The organism is Rhodopseudomonas sp. NSM (assembly GCF_052445935.1).
Lineage (GTDB): Bacteria > Pseudomonadota > Alphaproteobacteria > Rhizobiales > Xanthobacteraceae > Rhodopseudomonas.
Map to the genome: position 1 here is coordinate 39,043 of NZ_JBQTCH010000009.1, position 22,214 is coordinate 61,256.

Genomic DNA, 22,214 nt, shown 5'->3' on the forward strand with positions numbered 1-22,214 from the left:
GGATCCCCCAGAGCGGACCGGCGCGCGTTCGGTTGCCTGGAAATCGTCCGGGCTTGCGTCGACCGTATCGGTGGCCTCGATGCACTGCAAGCGTCGCGTTTTTGTCGCTGGACGGGATTGCAGAACGCCGCGCGTTGAGGTAATAATTCCTAGTTGTCAAGCTTTTTCTGCCGCCCGGCCGCGCCGGGCTTCGCCAGGGGGATGGCCGCGATGCAAATGCTGACGCACGACCAGATCTGGACCGCGCTCGACCGATTGGCCGAGCGCTCGGGCCTGTCTCCATCCGGACTCGCCAAGAAGTCCGGACTCGATCCGACCACCTTCAACAAGTCCAAGCGGATCACAAATGATGGCCGCGAACGCTGGCCCTCGACCGAATCGGTGGCGAAGGCGCTCGCCGCCACCAATACCGCGATCGACACCTTCGTGCAGCTCATCACCGACCGGCCGCGGGTGGTGCAGTCCGTGCCGCTGCTCGGCCTCGCCCAGGCCGGCGCCGGCGGCTTCTTTGACGATGGCGGGTTTCCGGCCGGCAAGGGATGGGACGAAATCGGCCTTCCGTCGATCAATGACGAGCACGCTTATGCGCTGGAGATCTCCGGTGAATCGATGAAGCCCGCCTATCGCGACGGCGACATCATCGTGGTGTCGCCCGGTACCGCAATCCGGCGCGGCGACCGCGTGGTGGTCAAGACCACCGGCGGCGAGGTGATGGTGAAGGAGCTGAAGCGACGCACCACCAAGATCCTGGAGCTGGCTTCGCTCAATCCCAGCCACCCCGACCGGATGCTGGCGCCGGCCGAAGTCGAGTGGATCGCGCGTATCGTCTGGGCCAGCCAGTAACCGCTCCCGGGGTAGCTTTTCGTCGGATTCACAAAGTTCCCGGAGTGGCGGATGGTAGCCCCATCCCCAATTCCGGAGCACCTACCGATGGACCGCCGCGCTATCCTCAAGGCCTTTGCAGGCCTCGCCCTTTGTCCGCTCTGCGCCAGTGCCGGCGCCGCCGGCGAAGGCACGCATCATTGGGGCTATGACGGCGACGGCGGACCGGGGAAATGGGGCGAACTCGATCCGGCCAACCAGTTCTGCAGCATCGGCGTGCAGCAATCGCCGATCGATATCGGCGCGACGGTCAGCGCCAATCTGTACCCGATCGAGATCCGCTGGGCCGGCAAGGCCGACAGCATCGTCAACAACGGCCACACTATCCAGCTCAACGTCGCCGACGGCAGCACGCTGAAGCTCGGCGGCGTAACCTTCAAGCTGGTGCAGTTTCACTTTCATCACCCCAGCGAACACCTGATCGACGGCAAGAACTTCCCGATGGAAGTACATTTCGTCCATCGCACGGCTTCCGGAACGCTGGGCGTGGTCGGCGTGCTGATGCAGCCCGGCAAGGCGAACGCGACCTTCAGCAAGATCGTCGCGACGATGCCGACCAGCGAGGGGCCGGCCGTCAAGGCCGACCCGGCGATCGACCCGAATGCATTGCTGCCGGAGCAGCGGACCTACTATCGCTACGAAGGCTCGCTGACGACCCCGCCTTGCTCGGAGATCGTCGACTGGATGGTACTGGCCAGTCCGATCACCGTGGCGGCCGACGACATCGCCGCCTTCGCCAAGCTGTATCCGATGAATGCGCGACCGGTGCAGAAGGACAACCGCCGCTTCGTGCTGCAATCGATCTGAGTCGCCGCGAAATCGTCTCGCTATACGAAAAAAGGACCCGATGCGATCGTGCCTCGGGTCCCCTTTTGCAATCGCAATGCGGCGCGGTCCAGCTAGCCGCCGGAGGCCGGCGTGGCGTCAGCGGTGACCGGCGCCAGCGTCACGTCGTCGACCAGCGACGACGACAGCGACGGCACCTGCGCGCCATTGGTGGCGCGCGTCACCGCGAGCCGGGCCTTGGTGAAAGCGGCTTCGGCACTGACGATGCGCGACGAGATCGAGCCGAGCAGCGCGCCGACGAGGATGCTGTTCTGGCCGTCGCCGTCCTCGGCGACCTTGCCGGGCGTCGACGACGACAGCACCAGCGCATTGGCGGGCGCGTTGATCGGCGCGAGGCCATGCGAATAGGCGCGGAAGCGGCGCTCATAGGGATTGCGGCGGGAGGCGTCGACAATCGCCAGCTTGGCATGGACGCCTCGCTCCTGCATCGTGCCGAGCACGGCTTCGATACTGATTCCACTGCGGCGGACGTCGGCCTCGTTCCAGATCCGGGCGTCGACCGGGATCATGTAGCTCTCGCGACCAGACTGGATGCCGTAACCGCCGAAGAACAGCACAACGGTCGAATCGCTTGTGACCCGGGACTTCATCCGCTCGACCGCCTGCAGCATGTCGTTGCGATTGGCATCCTCGATCATGTCGACATCGAAGCCCTCGCGACGCAGCGCGCCGCTGAGCGCGCGGGCGTCGTTGATCGGCTGCACCATCGGCTGCGCCGCATCGGGATATCGGCCGTTGCCGATCACCAAAGCAAAACGCAACGCGGCCGGGCCGGAGCCGTCGATCCGGGTGACATCCTTGCCGCTCTGCGGATCGCCGACACGCTTGTTGAGCGCGGCATGCGCGCCGATCGCCACCGACACCACACCGATCAAAGCGGCGATGGTCGTCATCGAGCGGCGCGACAGGCCGGGTACGCGAAACCTCATCGTCAGTCTTCCTTGTCCGCGCGACATCGTTCGCGCCGGAGACATTCGTCCGTCTGTGAAGGATGAGCCAATTCAGTGCGGGAAAATTACGATCAATTTGCGGCACCGCACCATAACAAAGAATTAGCTGTTCCAAGGCTTTCGGGCAACCCCCGCCCACGGGCGACCGTATAACCCGAAGGCATCGCTCTTCCTAGACCAAGGGTTGCTTGGAACCCATCACCTTTCTGCAGCCAATATTGCGCGGCGTGACTTTGTGCTGGGGCGCTAACCTTGCGAACCAGCTTCGTCTTGAGCGACAAAGGGGCGTCAGCCTTGCGCATGATCGGTCCTGGGACGCAGGGTTAGTCGTCGGAACTGGCTCTGCCGTTCAGCCGATGTGGCACCCGCACCGCAACCGGGCCGGGTCAGCCCGGCCGGCAGCCGGGACGATTTGTCAATCGGTCCGATCCGTGCGACTTCTCAAGGGCTTGACGGTTTCTGAACTGCGGGACGAGAGCATGGATATGTTGAATATGGCCGGCGCGGCGTACCGCGCGCTGACCGCCCGCAAACAGGCGCCATCGCTCTACGACCTGTGCGACCCGGTATTCCTCGGTCGCAAGCACGGCGATCCGCACATCGCCAAATTCTACCGGACCGCCCTCGGCAATCCGGCGCTGCGGCCGCTGCTGCGAAAGGCCGGCTTGCCGGAACTGAACGACCCGGTGCGGTTCCGCGCCATCCGCGACGCGTTGATCGCGGCGCGCGACGATGCCGACCCGGACTGGGCCGCGATCGGCCGCCCGATCGCCGAACTCCTCGACAGCGTCGAGTTGCAGCATCCGCGCCCGCGCACCCACATCGCGCCGGCGCAAATGCCCCGGCTCGCCGACATCGACAGCGCAGTCCGGGCGACCAGCGACCATCTGCTGCGGTCGTGGGAGCACAACGGCTTCATTCCGACCTACGCGGCTTTCAACCTGATCGGCGACCCGGATTTCGGCAGCCGTGAATTTCTCGCGGCGCTCACCGGGCTGAATGCGCGCAGCTACAAGAATTCGACGCTGCTGTTCAATCTGGCGCGGCCGTTCATCGCCCGGTCACCCGCGGCGGGATTGATCAACCCGCCATGGCACGGCATCGCCGAGCCGATCTGGGCGCCGGTGCAGATCCGGCATCGCTCGGCCTATTACGACGCCTTCTACATCGAAGCGCTGCTGAGCTACATCGAGACCGGGCTGGGCACGCCGGAAGACGTCCGGACCGCGCGGCGGATCGTCGCCGACATGGTCGAGTTCTGCATCAGGACCAGCCGCGAGCGCGTCCGGTCGGTCGAGGGCGAAAGCTTCGACGTGATCACAGCGCTGGCACCGCCGCCGCATCCGCGCTTCAGCCGCTTCTTCACGCAGATCAAGCAGAATCTCGGCTTCGGCGTCTACGTGCCCGACTGCGACACCACCGCCTGCGCGATCTCGGCCGCGACTCAGGCCAATTCCACCGATCCGATCCTCGATCAACCACTGATCGATTTCTACGCAAGCTATCAGGTGCGTGCCGGCGCCAACGAACCGCTGGTCACCGTGCCGCTGAACGACACCGTCGACTATGAAGGCGGCATCGTCACCTGGATCGACAGCCTCTCCGGCGAGCGGCCGTTCGGCAACGACCTCGATCCGACGCTCAATCTCGACGTGCTCGAAGTCAGCTTCCGCAATTGCGCACGCTGGGCCATCGTCGAGACGCCGTCGCGCCTCGAGACGGTGCGGCGGATCGTCGATTTCCAGCGGCGGCTGGTGGCGAGCGGCGCCTTCGCCGACCCGAAATCGCACGTCTACTATCTGCCAGAACTGTATTGCGCCTATTTCGGCCGCTGCTACGCCGCCTTCCGCGCCCTCGACGAGGGGGCGAGGCGGGCAATCGATCCGGACGGCGTGTTCGAATTCATCCGCGAGCGCGTGCTGGCTTATGTCCAGGACGAGCTGGTGGCGAAGGAGATGAACGTATTCGACGCCGCACTGGCGCTGATCGCGCTCGGCCATCTGGGCGGCGAGCTCGTGCATTTTACGCCGGCGCTGCACTGCGTCCTCAACCATCTCGGCGAAGGCGGCCGGCGCGGCCCGTTCAAAGCCTATGAATGGAACAAGATGAAGACGCCGACCCGCATCCTGGTCGGCGGCCCGGAAGTCACGTCGGCCTTCGTGCTGATGGGCCTGGCGCTCGCGCGCAAGGCGATCCTGCAGCGCCGGCAACGCGGTTGAGGGAGCCATCGGGCTCTCGCGTCGAGTTGAACCGTTGTCTGCGCGTTGCGCTGGCCGGGCCGTCAAATAACCATCACAATCGGCGGACCTTGCTGCAAACGGATCAGGTGCGCCTGCGTCCCTTCGCCCGGGCTCCGACCGAGATGGCCAACGCATGCTGAAGATTCTCCTGCTTCCGCTTTCGCTCATTCTGCTGCTGCCGGTGACGGCGCAGGCGGCCGATATCACTGGTGTGCCGAAGATCCGCGACGGCGACCATGTCGGGATCGGCAGCGCCCGCATCCGGCTCGCGGGCATCGACGCGCCCTCGATTGACCAGCTCTGCCTCAATCCCAAAGGGGAACGCTGGAGCTGCGGTATCGCCGCGCGCGATGCGCTCGCGGCCCATGTCGCCGGCAAGAGCTGGACCTGCCGTGTCACGCGCACGGAAAAGAACGGTCTCTCGGTCGCCAGATGCGAGGTCGCCGGCGAGGACATCCAGCAATGGATGGTGAAGAACGGCTGGGCGCTGTCTTACGTCCGTGTCGCTCACACCTATGACGCCGACGAGAAGCTGGCGCGAGCGGCGCGCGCCGGACTATGGCAGGGCGCCTTCATCGCGCCGTGGGACTGGCGCGTGCGCAACAGCAAGACGGCGGTTCTCGGCGCCACCCGGCCGCCGAAGAATGCGCGGCGCATCCTGCTCGCTTCGGCCTCCGGCCCAGTCGCGCCGTCGCCCGACTGCACCATCAAGGGCAACGTCAACACCTCGGGTGAATGCATCTACCACAAGCCGACCAGCCGCTGGTATGCGAAGATCCAGATGAAGATCAGCAAGGGCACGCGCTGGTTCTGCTCGGTCGAGGACGCCGTCGCCGCCGGCTGCCGGGAGACGCGACGCTGACCCGGGCTGCTCGCGCCCCGGCCGCTTGAATTCGAACGCGCACAGCGGCAAGGTTCCGCCGCGTTTCAATCTCCCAGAGGACAGCATCATGGCCGTCAGCGCCGGGCGGGAATTTCTGGCAATTCCCGGACCCACCAATATGCCCGACGAAGTGCTGCAGGCGATGCATCGCCCGGCGCTCGACATCTATTCGAAGGCGATGGTGGACCTCAGCGACAGCCTGCTGAGCGACCTCAGCCGGCTGTTTGCAACGCAAGGCAAGTCCTACATCTACATCGCCAACGGCCACGGCGCCTGGGAAGCGGTGATCAGCAACGTGCTGTCGCGCGGCGACAAGGTGCTGGTGCTGGAGAGTGGCCGCTTCGCGCTGGGCTGGGGCAACGCCGCGCAGGCGATGGGCTGCGAGGTCGAAGTGCTGAAGGGCGACTGGCGCCGTGCGGTCAGGCCCGATGAGGTCGAGGAGCGACTACTCCGGGACAAGGATCACAGCATCAAGGCGATCCTGGTGGTGCAGGTCGACACCGCATCGAGCGCCTACAACGATCTCGAAGCGATCGGGCGCGCGATCAAGGCCGCCAATCATCCGGCGCTGTTCATGGTCGACGCCGTCGCCTCGCTCGGCTGCATGCCGTTCGAGATGGACGGCTGGGGCATCGACGTCGCGATGTCCAGTTCACAGAAGGGCCTGATGTCGCCGCCCGGGCTCGGCTTCGTCGCGGTCGGCGACCGCGCCCGCGCAGCACACCAGACCGCCGGCCTGCGCACGCCGTATTGGGACTGGACCCAGCGCGACGGGCCGGAGCACTATCAGAAATACGCCGGCACCGCGCCGGTGCATCTGCTGTTCGCGCTGCGCAAGGCGCTCGACATGCTGTTCGAGGAATCGCTCGAGAACACCTTCATCCGCCACCAGCTGCTGGCGGAAGCGGTACGCCGCGCCGTCGCGGTGTGGTCCGAGGGCCAGGTGTTCAGCTTCAACATCGAGGATCCGCGCGAGCGCGCCGACACGGTCACCACCGTTCGCGCCGCCGAAGGCCACGACCTCTTCGCGCTGCATCGCTACTGCAAGGACAAATGCGGCGTCGTGCTCGGCGTCGGCATCGGCGAACTGCAGGACCGAGCCTTCCGCATCGCCCATATGGGCCACATCAACGCACCGATGATGCTGGGCACGCTCGGCGTCATCGAAATGGCGCTGACCGCGCTCGACATCCCGCACGGCAACGGCGGCGTCGCCGCGGCGATCGGCTATCTGGCGGAGAGCGTGCCGGCTTAGTTTTCCAACGTCATTCCGGGGCTGAGCTAAGCTCGTGACTCCGGAATCCCGAGATGCTCTGCACGCGTCAGATTCCGGGTTCGCTCGCTTGCGCGAGCGCCCCGGAATGACGAAGAGTAGTTACTGCTTCAACCGGAACGCGCCGTCGCGGATTTCGATCAGGAAGGCGGAGCGTTCGTCGTAGCCGTTGTGATTGTCGGGCGTCATGTTCGACAGGCCGTTGTTGAGCGCGAGGTCCTTCGACTTCTCGATCTGGTCACGGATCGCCGCGCGGAATTCCGGCGTGCCGGGCTTGGCGGCCTTGAGCGCCGCGGGAATCGCGTTCTCGACCAGCGTCATCGAATCCCACAGATGCACGCCGAAGATGGTCGGCGCGGCGCCGCCATTGGCGGCCTTGTAGGCGTCGACGAAGCGCGCCTTGACCTTGCGGAACGGGCTGTCGGCCGGCATGTCCTCGGCGCCCGAGAACGCCTCGCCGGCGAAGATCGCACCTTCCACATCCTTGCCGCCGAGCTTGATGAACTCCTCGGTGGCGACGCCGTGGGTCTGGTAGATCGGCCCCTTGAAGCCGCGCTCGCGCAACGCCTTCTGCGGCAGCACCGCCGGCGTGCCGGCCGCGGCGATGAACACCGCGTCAGGCTTGGTGGCGATGATCTTCAGCACCTGGCCGGTGACGCTGGCGTCGCTGCGCGCGTAGACCTCGTGGGTGGTGAGTTCGAAGCCGAGCTTGGGCGCGGCGGCGGCGAGCACCTTGTAGTAGCCTTCGCCGTAGGCGTCGGAGAAGCCGATATAGCCGACCTTCTTGGCGCCGGTCTTGGCGATGTATTTGCCGATCGCCTCCGCCATGATGTCGTCGTTCGGCACAACTTTGTAGACCCATTTGCGGCGGTCATCCATCGGCGCGACCAGGATCGCGGCGGCCGCCATGGTCATCAGCGGCGTCTTCGCCTCGGCGGCGATGTCGATCAGCGGCAGGCTGACCGGGGTCAGCGACGAGCCGATCAGCACGTCGACCTTCTCTTCCGACAGCAGCTTGCGGGCGTTCTGCGCCGCCTTGGTCGGATCGGATTCGTCGTCCAGCGCGAAGTAGGTCACCTTCTCGCCGCCGATCTCCTTGGGCAACGCCGCCACCGTCTTGGATTGCGGCTGGCCGAGCGCGGCGCCCGGGCCGGACGCGCTCATAGTGATGCCGATCTTGATCTCGGCCTGCGCCGCCGTCACGCCGGCCAGCATCGTCGCCAGCGCGACGATCAGAGTCTTGGTCTGTTGCATTGACGTCCTCCTCCGTTGGTTCTTGTAGGTACGCGTCGTATCGTCAGTACTCGTGTCCGCCGAGGCCGAGATAGCTTTCGACCAGTCTCGGATCGGCGGCGATATCCGCCGGAGAGCCCTGCTTGGTGATCGCGCCGAGCTCCATGACGTAGGCGTAGTCCGCGACTTCCAGCGCCGCACGGGCGTTCTGCTCGACCAGCAGGATCGACACGCCGGTCGTGCGCAGATCGGTGAGAATATGGAATACGTCGCGGACGATCTTCGGCGCCAAGCCGAGGCTCGGCTCGTCGAGCATCAGCAGCGTCGGCCGCGCCATCAGCGCGCGGCCCATCGCCAGCATCTGCCGCTCGCCACCGGAGAGCGTCCCGGCGAGCTGCCCGCGCCGCTCCTGCAGCCGCGGCAGTCGGGCGTAGATCTCCTCGATGCTCGCCTTGCGCTCGGCGCGGCTGCGGCGGAAGCCGCCGAGCAGCAGATTGTCCTCGACCGGCATGTCGGCGAACAGCTCGCGCCGCTCCGGCACGAGACAAAGTCCGGCCTTGACCCGCGATTCCAGCATGACGCTGCTGACGTCCTCACCGCGGAAGCCGATCCGGCCGCGCGCTTTCAGCAGGCCCATGATGGCGTTGAGCAGGGTGGTCTTGCCGGCGCCGTTGGCGCCGATCACGGTGACCAGCGCGCCCTGCTCGACCTTGATCGAGACGTCGTGCACCACCTCGGCGCGGCCATAGGCGACGCTGACATTCTGCACCTCGAGCAGCGGCCCGGTCACGACACGCCTCCGAGATAGGCCTCGAGCACCGCCGGATCCTGACGGATCGCGGCCGGCGCGCCCTCGGCGATCTTGGTGCCGAAATCGAGCACCACCAGGCGATCGGCAAGACTCATGACGAAATCCATGTCGTGCTCGACCAGCAGCACGCTCATGCCTTCGGCCCTGACTTCGCGCAGCAACTTCGCCAGCGCCTTCTTCTCGCCGACGCGCAGCCCGGCGGCCGGTTCGTCGAGCAGCAGCAGCAGCGGCTCGAGGCACAGCGCGCGGGCGACCTCGACCAGGCGCAACTGGCCGAGCGCCAACGTGCCCGCCGGTTCATAGGCGACATCGGCGAGGCCGACCCGCGCCAGCGCGCGCATCGCACTGTCGAGCAGAAGTGCCTCCTCGGCGCGATCGAGCCGAAGCATCGCGCGCAGCACGCCGGCCCTTCCGCGCAGATGGGCGCCGAGCGCGACGTTCTCGATCACGCTCATGTCGGCGACGATCTCGACATGCTGGAAAGTGCGGCCGAGCCCGAGCGACGCCGCGCGCTGCGGCGTCTGCGCCTGCAGCGGGTGACCTTCGAATTCGATCCGCCCCGACGTCAGCGGCAGCACGCCGGTGATCAGGTTGAAGGTGGTGCTCTTGCCGGCGCCGTTCGGGCCGATCAGGCCGATGATCCGGCCGCTGTCGACCTCGAAGCCGACGTCGTTGACAGCAACGAGCCCGCCGAAGGTCTTGCGTGCCTGATCGGCCTGCAGCAGCTTCGTGCCGGGCGCCGGCAAAGCGCGGGCCGGCAGCTGGTCGCCGTCGGGAGGCCGCGGCAGTTTCGGCGCCGGTGGCGGGCCGAACAGGATCGGCCACAGCCCATTCGGCGCGGTCTGCAGCAGCAGCACCAGCACGGCGCCGAAGGCGATGATCTCGAAATTGCCGGTATGGCCGAGCAGCCGTGGCAGCCAATCCTGCAACTGATCGCGCAGGAAGGTGATGCCGGCGGCGCCGAGGATCGCGCCATAGACACGCCCGGCGCCGCCGAGCACCGCCATCAGCAGATATTCGGTGCCGGCGGTGATGCCGAACGGGCCAGGCGACACCGAGCGCTGGAAATGCGCGTAGAGCCAGCCGGCAAGCCCGGCCAACATCGCCGCATAGACGAACACCATCAGCTTGGCGCCGGCGGTGTTGACGCCGAACGCTTCCGCGGCGCGCGTCGAGCGACGCAGCGCCCGCACCGCGCGGCCGACCCGGCCGTTCAGCAGATTCTGCGTCGCGATCACCGCCAGCACCACGGCGATCCAGACCACGACGAAATAATCGCGCGGCGCCGTCAGCGCGTAGTCGCCGATCTTCAGTGATGGAATTCCCGGCAGGCCGTCATGGGCCCCGAGCCAGCTCAGATTGCCGAACAAGTAGAAGAAAGCGATGCCCCAGGCGATGGTGCCGAGCGGCAGATAGTGACCGGACAGTCGGACCGTGATCGCGCCGACCGCCAGCGCAACGATCATGGTGACGAGGATCGCCGCCGGCAGCGTCAGCCACGGCGAGATGCCGTAATACACCGTCAGCACGCCGGTGGTGTAGGCGCCGAAGCCGACGAAGGCGGCCTGGCCGAACGAGGTCATGCCGCCGACGCCGGTGAGCAGCACCAGCCCTATCGCCACCAGGCTCGAGATGCCGATATAATTGAACAGCGTGATCCAATAGTCAGGCATCAGTCCGCTGAACGGGAGGAGCAGGATCGCGGCAGCGACAGCCGCGCGGATCAGCCGGGGCGCGGGGAGCTTCATTCCGATTCCTCGGCATGCGGTGCGACGATCGAGCGCCAGGCGAGCACCGGAATGATCAGCGTGAACACCAGCACTTCCTTGAAATTGCTGGCCCAGAACGAAAACAACGCTTCTGCAAATCCCACCGTGAGTGCCGCCAGCACGGTCAGCGGATAGCTCACCAGCCCGCCGAGGATGGCGGCGACGAACGCCTTCAGTCCAATCAGGAAGCCGGAATCATAAGCCACCGTCATCAGCGGCCCCACAAGCGCGCCGGACACCGCGCCGATCAGCGCGGCCAGCGCGAAGGCGATCTGGCCCGCGGCGGAAATCGGAATCCCGACCAGCCGCGCGCCGGTGCGGTTGGATGAACAGGCGCGCAGCGCCTTGCCGAGCAGGGTGCGGCCAAAAAACAGCGCGAACAGCGCCAGCAGCACCGCGGTGACCACCAGCACGGCGACGCTCTGGCCGGTGATCAGCAACTCGCCGAGCGAGAAGGATTGCGACGACAGCGGCGTGGTGCCGGTGCCTTCGGGGCCGAAGAACAACAGGCCGAGGCCCATCAGCGAGAAGTGCACGCCGAACGACGCCATCAGCAGCACCAGCACGCTGGAATGCGCGATCGGTTCGAAGGCGATGCGGTACAGCATCGGCCCCATCGGCATGATCAGCGCAATCGACAGCAAGATGCTGCCGACCTGCCCGATCTTCATCGGCGCCAGAGCCTGCGTCAGCAGCAGCAGCGCGACCGGCAGCGCCAGATCGAACAGCGCGATCCAGGCGACGCGGCGCAGCGTGAGATCGCGGAAATGGCGGATCAGCTCGGACAGCGCGGCCAGACATCCGAGCGCCAGCAACAGCCAAGGCGTCGCCGGCGCGACGCCGTTCTCGAGCGCGGCGATGGTCAGCGCCGTGAACGCGACGAATTCACCCTGCGGCACCAGAATGACCCGCGTGACCGCGAACACCAGCACCAGCGCAATGGCGACGAGCGCATAGACGGCGCCATTGATGATGCCGTCCTGCAAAAGAAACAGGAATATCGTGGTGTCCACGCGTCCTCCCCCGGCGCGACCCGGGCGCTTGAACCGCCCGGTTTTCGCTACGGCTGGTAAAATTCACCAACCGCTCGTTTAATTCAAGGGGGTCATGACGCGGAAAGCCGTCAAAGATCGACGCTGCGCAGCAACATGCCGCGCGGTCCCCCGACGCGCGGCATCGAAGCCTTAGCGCATCGGGCAAAAGCCAAACATCCCTACGATGGGACCAAAGCCGCCCGCCGCATCCAGTGCAGCAGGACGACGCTGCCGGCGACCGAGCCGGCGATCAGCGTCAGCGCCATGAGAAACGCGAACTGCCCCGTGAAGGCCTCGGCCAGCGAGAAGTAGATCGAGCCGATGGCCGCGATGCCGGCGGCCGAGGAAATCTGTGTGGTGGTGCCGTAGAGACCGGAGCCGGAGCCGGCGCTGGCCGCCTGCACCGTCGACAGCACAGCGCCCGACAGCGGCGCCATCACCAGGCCCTGGCCATAGCCGGTCACGATCAGCACCAGCGCCAGCAGGAACGGCGTGGGCGCCGCGATCGTGGCGACCGTCAGCGCGACCAGCGCGAGACCCGAGATCTGCAGCAGGCAGCCCTCGATCAGCACCAGCGTCCCGCGCCGCTTCGCGCGCGCGCCCGAATGCCGCGACGCGATGACGAAGGCCAATGCAAGCGGCAGAAACACCAGGCCGGCCTGCAGCGGCGGGATCTCGAGCACCATCTGCATGTACAGCGTTACCACTAGGTAGAACGACTGATTGGCGAAGAAGAAGCAGAACACCGCGCCGAGCCCCCGCACAAAGGCCGGGTCGGCGAGCAAGCCGAGATCGACCAGCGGCATCCCGCCGCGCGCCGCGACCGCGCGCTCGTAGCGCAGGAATATCAGCACGATGCCGACGCCGCCGGCCATCACCGCCCAGACCCACCACGCCCAGCCGATCTCGCGGCCGAACAGCAGCGGGCCTATCACGCACAACAGGCCGGTGAACAGGATCGCCGCGCCCGGCAGGTCGAGCCTGGTGCCCGTTCGCCGCGGCGCCTGCGGCACTACCCACGCCGCCGCGGCGAGGATGATCAGCCCGACCGGAACATTGACGAAAAAGATCGCGCGCCAGCCGTAGCCGCCGAGATCGAGCGTCACAAGCAGCCCGCCGAGCGCGAAGCCGGCCGCGCCGGCGAGACCGAGAACAATCCCATAGATTGCAAACGCCTTGGCGCGCGCAGCATCCGGAAACAGCACGTGCAGCGTCGCCAGCACCTGCGGCACCATCAGCGCCGCAGTCGTGCCCTGCGCCAGCCGCGCCAAAATCAGCTCGGTGCCGGATCGCGCCAGCCCGCACCACAGCGAGGTCACCGTGAAGCCGATCACGCCGGCGAGGAACACCGTCCTGGTGCCGTAGATGTCGCCGAGCCGGCCGCCGGTGACGATCAGCGTCGCATAGCCAATCAGATAGATCGCGATCACCGCCTCGAGCTGCGACGACGAGGCGTTCAGCTCGGCGGAAATCGTCGGGATCGCCACGTTGACGATGAAGGAGTCGACGCCGAACATGAACTGCGCGGAAACCACGATCGCCAGCACCCGCCAGCGGCGCGAAGAATCCGTGGTAACGGCGAGGGTCTGATCCATGGCGACGATCCTGGGCAAACGGCTGCGGAAGCCGGAGCGTCGCAGCCCGTCGTCATCGGGTCGATTACCCGGCAGGTAACCGGAATGAATTGGGACATCGTCGCCATCGGGCGGCGATCGAAAATGCAAACAGGCTCGAAAACAGGTGTCACGAAACGGCCCGTGGGTCGCTCCGCAAAATTATCGGCACCAATCTGAAGAAGCAGGCGGTCATCTGTCAACGACCTTTCCCCGTCATTGCGAACGAAGCGAAGCAATCCAGCGCCTCGGTGCTCGGCGCTGCTGGATTGCTTCGTCGCTCGCTCTCGCAACGAGGGGGCGAACAATGGTCAGCAAAAAGGCCCCGGTGTGATCCGGGGCCTTCGCTCTCTCATGCTGCAATGCGGTCGGTGCCGGCGCATCAACCCCACGGGCCGCGCGCCCGGGGCTGGCCGCTGCCGCGCGGCGCACCGCTCCACGGGCCGCGCGGCGACGGGCTACTCGGCCGGCCGAAGCTCGCACCACCGCCGCCTATCTGGCCGGCGAGACGCTGCAGCGCCGCAACGCGATTCTCGGTCGAGGGATGGGTCGCGAACAGATTGTCCATGCCCTGGCCCGACAGCGGGTTGATGATGAACATATGCGCGGTCGCGGGCGCGCGCTCCGCCTCATAGTTCGGCACCTGGTGCGCGGCATTTTCGATCCGGCCGAGCGCCGAGGCGAGCCACATCGGCTGGCCGCAGATCCGCGCGCCCATCTCGTCGGCCGCGTATTCGCGGGTCCGGCTGATCGCCATCTGCACCAGCATAGCGCCGAGCGGCGCGAGAATCATCAGCGCCAGCGAGCCGATCAGGCCCGGGCCGTTGTTGTTCTCGCGGTTGCCGCCGAAGAACATGCCGAACTGCGCCACCATCGAGATCGCACCGGCGATCGTCGCGGTGATGGTCATCAGCAGGGTGTCGTGGTTCTTGATGTGCGCCAGCTCGTGCGCCACCACGCCGGCGAGTTCCTCGCGGCTGAGCGACTGCATCAGACCGGTGGTGACGGCGACCGCGGCGTTCTCCGGATTGCGGCCGGTCGCGAACGCGTTCGGCTGCGGGTTGTCCATGATGAACACGCGCGGCATCGGCAGGCCGGCACGGCCCGCCAGCTCGGCGACCATCCGCACCAGATCCGGCGCGGTGCGTTCGTCGACCTGCTGGGCGCCGTACATCGACAGCACCATCCGGTCGGAATTCCAGTAGGTGAAGATGTTCATCGCCGCGGCGACGACCAGCGCGATCATCGCGCCGCTGGCGCCGCCGATCAGGTAGCCGACGCCCATGAACAGCGCGGTCATACCGGCAAGCAACATCGCGGTTTTAAAGTAACTCATGGTCCTCCTCCTGCGTCCCGCTCCGGTAGAGCAGGTCACGCATCCGTGAGATGGTAACTCTTTGCTTTCGAACAAGATCGGCCCGTGCGGCAGCGCGTCGCGGTTTGCTGCGGCAAAGCGATCGGCAGCCGCATCCAGAACCGATCGCCGTCCCGCCGATCGACGTTCTCTTGCAAATAGCGGCATCATGACCGCGCGCCTGCCGAGTTAGCGCTTGCCAAGCCGATCAGACGCCTCCTATTTTCAACTGCAACAAGGGCAAGAGACGGAGGCTCACCTCCGCAACGGCCACAGGAAACGTCGAGGGAACTCCATGTCGATCCAGGCTGCGGATTCGTCGCTGGTTGCCACACGGCCGCCGCCGCGCAGCGCGCTCGCCCACATCCCCGGAGACGAAGGCTGGCCGATCATCGGTCGGACCCTCCATGTGCTCGCTGATCCCAAGGGTCAGGTCGAGATGATGGGCCGGACCTATGGACCGGTGTATCGCAGCCGGGTGCTCGGCGAGACCAGCATCACGCTGCTGGGGCCGGAGGCCAACGAGCTGGTGCTGTTCGACAACACCAAGCTGTTCTCCTCGACCCATGGCTGGGGATCGATCCTCGGACTGCTGTTTCCACGCGGGCTGATGATGCTCGACTTCGACGAGCACCGGCTCCACCGCCGCGCGCTGTCGGTGGCGTTCAAGGCCGGTCCGATGCAGTCCTATCTCGCCGAGCTCAACTCGGGCATCGCGCACCGCGTGGCGCAGTGGCGCGCGCAGCCCGGCGAGATGCTGTGCTATCCGGCGATGAAGCAGCTCACGCTCGACCTCGCCGCGACTTCGTTCCTCGGCACTGCGATCGGTGCGGAAACCGCAGAGGTCAACGCCGCCTTCGTCGACATGGTGGCGGCTTCGGTCGCGCCGATCCGCAAGCCGTGGCCCGGCACGGCGATGGCGCGCGGCGTCCGCGGCCGCAAGCGCATCGTGGCTTACTTCTCCGAACAGATCCCGATTCGCCGCGCCAAGGGCGGCGACGACCTGTTCTCGCATTTATGCCGCGCCACCCATGAGGACGGCGCGCTGCTGTCGACGCAGGACATCGTCGACCATATGAGCTTCCTGATGATGGCGGCACACGACACGCTGACCTCGTCGCTGACCTCGTTCGTCGCCGCACTCGCCGCCGATCCGCACTGGCAGCAGCGGTTGCGGGAGGAAATCGCCGGCCTCGGCCTGAGGCCGGGTGAAGCGATGACGTTCGAACAGCTCGATGCGTTACCTTTGACCGAGATGGCGTTCAAGGAAGCGATGCGGCTGCGGCCGCCGGTGCCGTCGCTGCCGCGTCGCGCCACCCGGGAATTCACCTTCAAGGGCTACACGATTCCGGCCGGCACCATGGTGGCGATCAACCCGCTCTACACCCACCACATGCCGGAGATCTGGCCCGACCCGGACAAGTTCGATCCGCTCCGCTTCACCGACGAGGCGCAGCGTGGCCGCCACCGCTTCGCCTGGGTCGCCTATGGGGGCGGCGCGCATATGTGCCTCGGGCTGAACTTCGCCTACATGCAGGCGAAGTGCTTCGCGGTGCATCTGCTGCAGAACCTCAGCCTCGGCCTGCCGCCGAACTACCAGTCGTCGTGGCAGATGTGGCCGATCCCGAAGCCGAAGGACGGGCTGCGGGTCAACATGGCGCCCGTGAAGTAGTTAGCAGAACAGCGTCTCTCGTCATTGCGCGAGCGAAGCGAAGCAATCCAGAGCAACCGTGTTGCTCACCCCTCGCCGTGATCGAACGCCTTGCGCAGCGCCACATAGCCCTGCTGTTGTTGCGTCCAGTTGCGACCGCCTGTGATGCCGCCATCGATGACAAGGTCGTGGCCGTTGATGAAGCCCGACTCGTCGCTGGCGAGAAACACCGCCGCCTGGGCGATGTCTTCGGGAATGCCGGCGCGCTGGATCGGCTGCGCCGTCTTGTAGATCTCGCGCATCGTCGCCGAGGTTTTCTCCGCGGCCTCGGTGGTCAGCCCGAGCGCCTTGCCGAAGATGCCGGTCGCGATCGCCCCCGGCGAGATGCTGTTGACGCGGACGCCGGATTCGCCGAGCTCCATCGCGACGCATTTGGTGAGGTGAATCACCGCAGCCTTGGCCGCGCCGTAGACCACCGAGGACGAAAACCCCGCGAGACGGCCGGCGATGCTGCCGTTGTTGATGATCGAGCCGGAACCCTGCTTCTTCATGTGCGGCGCGGCGTGCTTCATCCCGAGCATCACGCTGCGCACCAGCGTCGCCATCGCAGCGTCGAACCGGTCGACCTCGAGAGCTTCGATGCCGCCGGTCTGCGCCGGACCGCCGGCATTGTTGAACAGGCAGTCTATCCGTCCGAAGGAATCGATCGCCTGAGCGATCAGCGCCTTCATCTGATCCTCTTCGGTGACGTCAGTCTGCCTGAAGATGCAGGACGGCCCGAGCTTCGCAGCCAGCGCTTCACCCTCGGGCGCACGACGGCCGGCAATCACGACGTGAGCGCCCTCGGCGATGAATACTTCGGCCGTGCGCAGTCCAATCCCGCTGGTCGCGCCGGTGATCACCGTGACCTTGCCGTTCAGCCGTCCCATCGTCCCGTCTCCCCTTGTTGCGGCGCAGTTTTCACTGAGCTCAGCTCGTTGATTGACGCTTTGTTAATGACAAATCGCAGCGTCGCAATTCAAATCGAGCAGGACGCAGACTTGTCACAACCTTTCGGCGTGGAACTTAACATTTATTACAATCAAGCTTGCCATGCTCTGCTGCGATGTCCAGTGCAGCACCCCCCGAAATCCCCGGCGATGCGATCGAACCGCCCACCAGCGCCACCGCAGGGACTTCGCCCGGGGGTGGTTTGCAGGCGACAGCCGAAGCCATCGATCTTCAGATCCTGAAGGAAATCATCCGCGCGCTCCCCTCGGCGGTGACGGTGCAGGATGACCAGGGCGAGTTTCTGGTCGTCAACGACGCCGCCTTCGCGATCGAACAGCGCCGCGCCGATGGCATCGCGCTGCTTGCCGCCGGTCGCGATGCGATCCGCGAGGAGCGCGCCGGCGACGGCGCGACGGCTCGCACCTTCCTGACCGCGCATCGGCCGCTCGAGATCGGGGGACGCCGGCTGCTGCTGTCGAGTTCCATCGACATGACAGAGCAGAAGGCGATCGAGCACGACCTGTTCCGCCGGGCCTATTTCGACGAGTTGACCGGGCTGCCGAACCGCAGCGTCATCGAGAGCCACGCCAACGCCTTGCTGAGCGTCGACGGCCCGCCGAACCGGTTTGCGCTCGCCTTTCTCGACATCGACAATTTCAAGCAGATCAATGATTACTACGGCCACGCGGTCGGCGACGCGCTGCTTGTCGGGGTGGCCAAACGACTCGGCCTCGATCTGCGCGAGACCGACATGCTGTCGCGCATCAGCGGCGACGAATTTCTGCTGCTGCTCAACCCGATCGAGAGCCGGACCGAAGTCGCCGACTACATCGACTTCCTGCTGCAGCGACTGAAGGCGCCGTTCTATATCGAGGGGTCGGAGCTGTTCGCCTCGGCGTCGACCGGCGTCAGCCTGTATCCCGAGCACGGAAGCAGCTTCGAGGCGCTGCGCCAGAACGCCGACATCGCGATGTACCGGGTCAAGAACGCGACCAAGGGCGCCGCGGCGATGTTCGACGTCGCGATGGAGCGGGAGGCGCTGGAACGGATGGCCGTCGAGCAGTCGCTGCGCCAGGCGATCCTCGACAGGCGATTCTGCTGCGCATTCCAGCCCAAGGTCGATATCCGCACCCGCGAGATCAAGGGCATCGAGGCGCTGGTGCGGCTGCGCGACGATGACGGCGTGATTCAGGCGCCCGGCACCTTCGTCGATCTGGCCGTCGAACTCGGGCTGATCGACGAACTCACCCATCTGGTCCTCGCCGAGATCGTGAAATCGATCGACCTGATCAACGACACCTTCGGCGCCGATGCCAGCATCAGCATCAACGTCGCGGCCAAGCAGGCCGGCAATTCCCGTTTCATGCAATCGTTTGCGGCGGCTCTCGCCGCGACCGAATGCCCGTCGCGCTTCATCATCGAGGTGACGGAAGACGCCTTCGTCACGAAGAGCCACTTCCAGAGCGAAATTCTGCCGATGCTGCGCAACATCGGCGTCGGCATTTCGATCGACGATTTCGGCGTCGGCTACTCGTCATTGTCGGCGCTGGCGGACATCACCGCCGACGAAATCAAGATCGACCGTTCCTTCATCACGGACATTCACAGGCGGCCGCGCAGCCAGGGCATCCTCAAGGCGATCGAATCGCTGAGCGAGGCGCTGGGCATGACGGTGATCGCCGAAGGCATCGAGACGTTCGAGGAACTCGCTTATCTTCAAACCATGACCAGGATTCGTTACGCCCAGGGCTATTACTTCTCGAAGCCGGTCTTCCTCGAGGAGTTGAGGCCCTCGCTGCAGGGATTCATCAGCGGTCGCCCGAGCGCGTCGGGCCGCCAGATCGAGCAGGCGCGGCCTGTCGTTTCGCGCATCAACGTGGGGCGCGGTTAGCTCGCGCAGAGCTATCTGCGCGGGACGCAGGGCTGCCGCCGAACCGACCTCGTATTTCCCCCAAACCCTTGATTGCTGACCATTTTCAAGCACGCCCAGGCTTCGATTTGAAGTTGTTCGGCTTGATCTGGCGCAATGTGACCAACCAGATCATCGGCGATGGTCCGCCATCCCCGACAAATCTGGAGGGCGCCATGCCTGCCAATTCTCGCCCCTACCCCTTCGTCGATCGGCTGATCGAGACCTTCGCCGACTGGCTCAAGCACCGGCGCGACGTATCCGAGATGTGCCAGTTCGACGCCGCCGAATTCAGCCGCATCGCGCACGATCTCGGCGTCACCTCCACCGACCTCGACGAACTGGTGCGCCAGGGCCCGCACAAGGTCGAGGAGTTGCCGCTGCTTCTGAAAGCACTCGGCATCAGCGAGGAGGCTATTGCGCGAACTCAGCCGCTGGTGATGCGGGATCTCGAGCGCGTCTGCGCGCTGTGCCGCCACAAGAGCGAATGCGACCACGACATCGCCGACGGTTCGCTTGCTGATCATTATCAGGCCTATTGCGCCAACAAGGTGACGCTCGACGCGCTGGCGGAAGAGTTGCAGAACACTCCGCCTCTGTCCGCCCGTCACTGACTGCTGTGATGTCGCACGGCTGGATCCGTCTGCTGGCGACCATCCTCCTGATCGCTGCGGTGCTGCTGGCGGTCCGGCTGCACCGCGCCGAGGGTGCGACGCTGCCGGAAGCCGTCACTGCCGGCCACCGGCTGGCGGTGAGCTGGTGCAAGGAATGCCACGCCGTCGAGCGCAACGAGGTGCTCAGCGGCAAGGGGCCGGCGTTCGTGCGCATCGCCAACATGCCATCGACCACCGAATTGTCGCTCAAGGTGTTCCTGCGGTCCAACCACACCGACATGCCGAATCTCATCATCGCGCCCGGCGACGCCGACGAGATCGTGCGCTACATCCTCAGTCTCAAGCGCGACTGATGCGCCGCGCGGGACGCTGCAGACGTCACCCGCCATCCGTCCCGCCGCGCCGCGGCCTATCCTGTTGAGGGCCGCGCCATGGATTTCGACGACAGCGACAAGGTCGTGCGGCTACGCGCGCAGCTCTCCGACTTCATGCGCTTTCACGTCGAACCGGCGAATGTCGCCTGGCACCGCGACGTCGCCGCCGGCCGCTATCCGTCGGCGCTGATCGAGCGGCTGAAGTCGCGCGCCTTCTCCGAGGATCTGTGGAATCTGTTTTTGCCCGGCCTCGGCGCCGACGATCCCGGCCAGCGCCTGACCAATCTCGAATATGCGCCGCTCGCCGAGATCATGGGCCGAATTCACTGGGCGTCGGAAGTGTTCAACTGCAACGCGCCCGACACCGGCAATATGGAGTTGCTGCAGCTCGCCGCGACGCCGGAGCAGCGCCGGCAATGGCTGGAGCCGCTGCTGATCGGCGAGATCCGCTCCTGCTTCGCGATGAGCGAGCCCGACGCCGCCTCGTCCGACGCCCGCAACATCCGCACCACCATCACCCGCGACGGCGACGACTACGTCGTCAACGGCCGCAAATGGTTCATCACCGGCGCCGCGCATCCGAACTGCAAGCTGGCGATTGTGATGGGCGTCACAGGCGAGCATCTCGATCCGAATTCCACCGAGCGGCATTCGATGCTGCTGGTGCCGATGGACACGCCCGGGCTGAGCATCGTCCGCAACATCCCGGTGATGCACTATCACTCGCCCGAGGGCCATTGCGAACTGCTGTTCCGCAACGTCCGCGTTCCCGCGTCCAACCTGCTCGGTACAGAGGGCAAGGGCTTCAGACTGGCGCAGGACCGGCTCGGCCCCGGCCGCGTGCATCACTGCATGCGCACCATCGGCCAGTGCGAGGTCGCGCTCGAACTGATGTGCGAGCGGGCGCTGGAGCGCAAGGCTTTCGGCAGGCATCTGGCCGACTACGCCAACATCCAGGACTGGATCGCGGAATCGCGGCTGGAAATCGACCAGGCGCGCCTGCTGGTGATGAAAGCGGCGCACCGCATGGACCGCGACGGCAATGCGGCCGCCCGAATCGACGTGTCGGCAATCAAGCTGGTCGCCGCACGGTTGCAGACGAGGATCGTCGACCGCGCGATGCAGGTGTTTGGCGCGATGGGGCTGACGCCGGATACGCCGTTGTCCTATCTGTGGACCTGGGGCCGGGCGATGCGCTTTCTCGACGGCCCCGACGAAGTCCATCTGCGCGTCGTCGCGCGGGCCGAACTGGCGTCGGCCAAGGCGCAGGCCGGCCGCAACGCCCACCACTTCATTCCGCCGGAAGCCCTGATCGGGGGCTGATCAGGCGCGAGGCCGCTTCTCGATCACGGTCACGATCCATCGCGGCGTCTCGCCGCTGGTATCCTCCTTGACCGCGCGAACGACGCCGGTGATGCAGAGTCCGCCGACTTTGAGTGTCGCCGCGCGCCCGCTGAACTGGGCGATACGCGAGCGGCGGGCTTCCTTCACATCGGTTGTTTCGAGCGTTTGCATCATCATGGTGGCTGATCTCCATGACAGCGACTATTCGTGGAACGTCATTACGCAGAGATTAAATTCAGGGCTCGTAGGAATACCGACAGCCCGATCAGACCGCTGCGCGGCACCTGATCATCAGCGGATCAGGCTCGGTCATGAGCCACACGGGTGACCCGGGACCGCGACGATCGAGCCCGCCGTTCGTCGCGGCGTCGCGTCGGCGAATGACCTTCGTCCAATGGATCCTGTCAGCAATTCGCCTGACTGGCGACCGTTCCTCATTTGTTT

19 protein-coding genes are annotated in these 22,214 nt (G+C 65.8%); 10 read left to right on the forward strand and 9 right to left on the reverse strand.

Translation table 11 applies throughout. The annotated features are described in order from the left end of the window. Window positions 1-210: 210 nt before the first annotated feature. Window positions 211-843: a S24 family peptidase gene (locus tag ACTZWT_RS20680; RefSeq protein ID WP_444771561.1), complete on the forward strand. Its 633-nt coding sequence runs from the start codon at window positions 211-213 to the stop codon at window positions 841-843. Between the two features lie 87 nt (window positions 844-930). Next, window positions 931-1,689, forward strand: a complete 759-nt coding sequence (locus tag ACTZWT_RS20685; protein WP_444771562.1) for a carbonic anhydrase — start codon at window positions 931-933, stop codon at window positions 1,687-1,689. 92 nt (window positions 1,690-1,781) lie between these two features. Here the strand turns inward: ACTZWT_RS20685 and ACTZWT_RS20690 are convergent, their stop codons facing one another. Beyond that, on the reverse strand, window positions 1,782-2,657 hold the full coding sequence (locus ACTZWT_RS20690) for a caspase family protein (RefSeq protein ID WP_444771563.1): 876 nt from the start codon (window positions 2,655-2,657) through the stop codon (window positions 1,782-1,784). A gap of 500 nt (window positions 2,658-3,157) precedes the next feature. Here ACTZWT_RS20690 and ACTZWT_RS20695 point away from each other — a divergent pair, with 500 nt between their 5' ends. The 3 genes from ACTZWT_RS20695 to ACTZWT_RS20705 all read left to right on the forward strand — a co-directional run bounded on the left by ACTZWT_RS20695 (window position 3,158) and on the right by ACTZWT_RS20705 (window position 7,056). Further along, entirely contained in the window at window positions 3,158-4,897 is a 1,740-nt protein-coding gene (locus ACTZWT_RS20695) for a hypothetical protein (RefSeq protein ID WP_444771564.1), read from the forward strand. A 154-nt stretch (window positions 4,898-5,051) separates the two neighbouring features. Beyond that, complete coding sequence (locus tag ACTZWT_RS20700) at window positions 5,052-5,780, forward strand: thermonuclease family protein (protein WP_444771565.1); 729 nt, start codon at window positions 5,052-5,054, stop codon at window positions 5,778-5,780. An 88-nt stretch (window positions 5,781-5,868) separates the two neighbouring features. Beyond that, on the forward strand, window positions 5,869-7,056 hold the full coding sequence (locus ACTZWT_RS20705) for a pyridoxal-phosphate-dependent aminotransferase family protein (protein WP_444771566.1): 1,188 nt from the start codon (window positions 5,869-5,871) through the stop codon (window positions 7,054-7,056). Between the two features lie 120 nt (window positions 7,057-7,176). Here ACTZWT_RS20705 and ACTZWT_RS20710 read toward each other — a convergent pair whose 3' ends face one another. The 6 genes from ACTZWT_RS20710 to htpX all read right to left on the reverse strand — a co-directional run bounded on the left by ACTZWT_RS20710 (window position 7,177) and on the right by htpX (window position 14,870). Further along, on the reverse strand, window positions 7,177-8,328 hold the full coding sequence (locus ACTZWT_RS20710; RefSeq protein ID WP_444771567.1) for an ABC transporter substrate-binding protein: 1,152 nt from the start codon (window positions 8,326-8,328) through the stop codon (window positions 7,177-7,179). Window positions 8,329-8,371: 43 nt separating this feature from the next. After that, window positions 8,372-9,097: an ABC transporter ATP-binding protein gene (locus ACTZWT_RS20715; RefSeq protein WP_444771568.1), complete on the reverse strand. Its 726-nt coding sequence runs from the start codon at window positions 9,095-9,097 to the stop codon at window positions 8,372-8,374. Beyond that, window positions 9,094-10,866, reverse strand: coding sequence for a branched-chain amino acid ABC transporter ATP-binding protein/permease (locus ACTZWT_RS20720; RefSeq protein WP_444771569.1), 1,773 nt, complete (start codon window positions 10,864-10,866; stop codon window positions 9,094-9,096). The genes ACTZWT_RS20715 and ACTZWT_RS20720 overlap by 4 nt, the downstream gene beginning before the upstream one ends. Continuing rightward, complete coding sequence (locus tag ACTZWT_RS20725; RefSeq protein WP_444771570.1) at window positions 10,863-11,900, reverse strand: branched-chain amino acid ABC transporter permease; 1,038 nt, start codon at window positions 11,898-11,900, stop codon at window positions 10,863-10,865. The genes ACTZWT_RS20720 and ACTZWT_RS20725 overlap by 4 nt, the downstream gene beginning before the upstream one ends. 200 nt (window positions 11,901-12,100) lie before the next feature. Further along, on the reverse strand, window positions 12,101-13,516 hold the full coding sequence (locus ACTZWT_RS20730) for an MFS transporter (protein WP_444771571.1): 1,416 nt from the start codon (window positions 13,514-13,516) through the stop codon (window positions 12,101-12,103). A gap of 400 nt (window positions 13,517-13,916) precedes the next feature. Beyond that, complete coding sequence (gene htpX, locus ACTZWT_RS20735) at window positions 13,917-14,870, reverse strand: zinc metalloprotease HtpX (RefSeq protein ID WP_444771572.1); 954 nt, start codon at window positions 14,868-14,870, stop codon at window positions 13,917-13,919. Window positions 14,871-15,183: 313 nt separating this feature from the next. Here htpX and ACTZWT_RS20740 point away from each other — a divergent pair, with 313 nt between their 5' ends. Further along, a complete protein-coding gene (locus tag ACTZWT_RS20740) occupies window positions 15,184-16,560 on the forward strand; it encodes a cytochrome P450 (RefSeq protein ID WP_444771573.1) in 1,377 nt (458 codons plus the stop codon). A 65-nt stretch (window positions 16,561-16,625) separates the two neighbouring features. On the opposite strand, the gene ACTZWT_RS20745 is transcribed toward ACTZWT_RS20740, so the two are convergent. Next, entirely contained in the window at window positions 16,626-17,468 is an 843-nt protein-coding gene (locus tag ACTZWT_RS20745; protein ID WP_444771574.1) for an SDR family NAD(P)-dependent oxidoreductase, read from the reverse strand. 176 nt (window positions 17,469-17,644) lie between these two features. Between ACTZWT_RS20745 and ACTZWT_RS20750 the strand changes: the two genes are divergently transcribed. From ACTZWT_RS20750 to ACTZWT_RS20765, 4 genes are all read left to right on the forward strand, one after another. Further along, on the forward strand, window positions 17,645-19,420 hold the full coding sequence (locus ACTZWT_RS20750) for a putative bifunctional diguanylate cyclase/phosphodiesterase (protein ID WP_444771575.1): 1,776 nt from the start codon (window positions 17,645-17,647) through the stop codon (window positions 19,418-19,420). 194 nt (window positions 19,421-19,614) lie between these two features. After that, on the forward strand, window positions 19,615-20,052 hold the full coding sequence (locus tag ACTZWT_RS20755) for a hypothetical protein (protein ID WP_444771731.1): 438 nt from the start codon (window positions 19,615-19,617) through the stop codon (window positions 20,050-20,052). 8 nt (window positions 20,053-20,060) lie between these two features. After that, window positions 20,061-20,405 carry a c-type cytochrome gene (locus ACTZWT_RS20760; protein WP_444771576.1) on the forward strand — a complete coding sequence of 115 codons (345 nt, stop codon included), beginning with the start codon at window positions 20,061-20,063 and terminating at the stop codon, window positions 20,403-20,405. Between the two features lie 78 nt (window positions 20,406-20,483). Continuing rightward, on the forward strand, window positions 20,484-21,749 hold the full coding sequence (locus ACTZWT_RS20765) for an acyl-CoA dehydrogenase family protein (RefSeq protein WP_444771577.1): 1,266 nt from the start codon (window positions 20,484-20,486) through the stop codon (window positions 21,747-21,749). Here the strand turns inward: ACTZWT_RS20765 and ACTZWT_RS20770 are convergent, their stop codons facing one another. Next, window positions 21,750-21,947: a hypothetical protein gene (locus ACTZWT_RS20770; RefSeq protein WP_444771578.1), complete on the reverse strand. Its 198-nt coding sequence runs from the start codon at window positions 21,945-21,947 to the stop codon at window positions 21,750-21,752. Window positions 21,948-22,214: the final 267 nt, after the last annotated feature.

Coding starts and splice junctions, on each gene's coding strand:
- ACTZWT_RS20760 (WP_444771576.1), top strand. CDS start 20,061: ATGTCGCACGGCTGGATCCGTCTGCTGGCGACCATCCTCCTGATCGCT.
- ACTZWT_RS20750 (WP_444771575.1), top strand. CDS start 17,645: ATGTCCAGTGCAGCACCCCCCGAAATCCCCGGCGATGCGATCGAACCG.
- ACTZWT_RS20765 (WP_444771577.1), top strand. CDS start 20,484: ATGGATTTCGACGACAGCGACAAGGTCGTGCGGCTACGCGCGCAGCTC.
- ACTZWT_RS20680 (WP_444771561.1), top strand. CDS start 211: ATGCAAATGCTGACGCACGACCAGATCTGGACCGCGCTCGACCGATTG.
- ACTZWT_RS20745 (WP_444771574.1), bottom strand. CDS start 17,468: ATGGGACGGCTGAACGGCAAGGTCACGGTGATCACCGGCGCGACCAGC.
- ACTZWT_RS20755 (WP_444771731.1), top strand. CDS start 19,615: ATGCCTGCCAATTCTCGCCCCTACCCCTTCGTCGATCGGCTGATCGAG.
- htpX (WP_444771572.1), bottom strand. CDS start 14,870: ATGAGTTACTTTAAAACCGCGATGTTGCTTGCCGGTATGACCGCGCTG.
- ACTZWT_RS20730 (WP_444771571.1), bottom strand. CDS start 13,516: ATGGATCAGACCCTCGCCGTTACCACGGATTCTTCGCGCCGCTGGCGG.
- ACTZWT_RS20690 (WP_444771563.1), bottom strand. CDS start 2,657: ATGAGGTTTCGCGTACCCGGCCTGTCGCGCCGCTCGATGACGACCATC.
- ACTZWT_RS20740 (WP_444771573.1), top strand. CDS start 15,184: ATGTCGATCCAGGCTGCGGATTCGTCGCTGGTTGCCACACGGCCGCCG.
- ACTZWT_RS20705 (WP_444771566.1), top strand. CDS start 5,869: ATGGCCGTCAGCGCCGGGCGGGAATTTCTGGCAATTCCCGGACCCACC.
- ACTZWT_RS20710 (WP_444771567.1), bottom strand. CDS start 8,328: ATGCAACAGACCAAGACTCTGATCGTCGCGCTGGCGACGATGCTGGCC.
- ACTZWT_RS20770 (WP_444771578.1), bottom strand. CDS start 21,947: ATGATGATGCAAACGCTCGAAACAACCGATGTGAAGGAAGCCCGCCGC.
- ACTZWT_RS20695 (WP_444771564.1), top strand. CDS start 3,158: ATGGATATGTTGAATATGGCCGGCGCGGCGTACCGCGCGCTGACCGCC.
- ACTZWT_RS20720 (WP_444771569.1), bottom strand. CDS start 10,866: ATGAAGCTCCCCGCGCCCCGGCTGATCCGCGCGGCTGTCGCTGCCGCG.
- ACTZWT_RS20685 (WP_444771562.1), top strand. CDS start 931: ATGGACCGCCGCGCTATCCTCAAGGCCTTTGCAGGCCTCGCCCTTTGT.
- ACTZWT_RS20700 (WP_444771565.1), top strand. CDS start 5,052: ATGCTGAAGATTCTCCTGCTTCCGCTTTCGCTCATTCTGCTGCTGCCG.